The 1,240-nt window shown below is 44.1% G+C and carries 1 protein-coding gene; it reads right to left on the bottom strand.

Annotation, left to right across the window (positions count from 1 at the left end; all coding sequences use genetic code 11):
* Positions 1-10 precede the first annotated feature (10 nt).
* The gene (gene guaC / locus ACWHAR_RS22030; protein WP_452087831.1) at positions 11-991 is read right to left on the bottom strand and encodes a GMP reductase; all 981 of its coding nucleotides are present in this window, start codon (positions 989-991) and stop codon (positions 11-13) included.
* Between the last annotated feature and the right edge of the window lie 249 nt (positions 992-1,240).

A 1,240-nucleotide genomic window follows, 5' to 3' on the forward strand; every position in this document is an offset into this window, starting at 1 on the left:
GATGTGACCGTTAATATTGATCCCCATTGAAAATAGAATTTTTAACGATGACATAGTCTACGTTGCGGATCGCATCGAGCTTGTTTCCTCCCGCATAAGAAATGGACGACTGCAGATCCTGTTCCATTTCTGTCAGCGTATCCATGATCGCGCCTTTATGCTCCACGTACATTTTTTTGCCTTCGACATTTTTCTTTTCGCCTTTTTGGAATTCAGAGGCTGAGCCGAAGTACTCCTTGTAAAGCTTTCCGTCTTTTTCGATCGTTTGGCCTGGCGACTCTTCGTGTCCGGCAAATAGTGAACCGATCATGACCATCGTTGCGCCGAATCGGATTGATTTTGCGATGTCGCCATGGGTGCGGATGCCTCCATCCGCGATAATCGGTTTGCTGGCAGCCTTGGCACACCAGCGCAGCGCTGCTAATTGCCAGCCGCCTGTGCCGAAGCCGGTTTTGATTTTCGTAATACATACTTTTCCCGGTCCGATGCCGACTTTAGTGGCATCCGCTCCCGCATTTTCAAGCTCTCTGACCGCTTCTGGCGTTCCGACGTTGCCAGCAATAACAAAGCTGTCCGGCAAATGTTTTTTAAGGTGCTGGATCATTTCAATGACAGCATTTGAGTGCCCGTGAGCAATGTCAATTGTCACGTATTCAGGAGTCAGATTTTCTTCTGCCAGCTGGCGGACAAATTGATACTCCTCATCTTTGACGCCCACGCTGATAGAAGAGAATAACCCGCGTGCGTTCATATCTTTAATAAAATCAATCCGTTTTTCAGGTTCAAATCGGTGCATCACATAAAAGTAGCCATTTTCGGCTAATGAAATCGCTAGTTTTTCATCTATAATCGTCTGCATATTGGCTGGGACGACGGGTAATTTAAATGTACGTCCGCCTAAACGTACGGATGTATCACATTCTGAACGGCTATTTACAATGCATTTTGCAGGAATTAGCTGAATATCTTCGTAATCAAATACGTTTTCCATGGTTTTCACTCCTAAAAACGAATATTTAAAATAATATTATATGAAATGTTCGCCTTCTATAATGTACTCTGTTTTATTTAGGATGTCAAACATTATGATTTGCTGGCAGGTGTGGTGCAAGTGCCGAAGCTTGTCATGCAGGGTGAGTTTAGGTATCATAGTTTTAACGAATGGTCTTAGAGAGCGGATCAAAACGCGAATGATATACGTTCAGCAAAGCTTGGTTGTTCAGCACCAGGCTTTCTTTAT

The organism is Bacillus sp. LR--39, assembly GCF_053613335.1.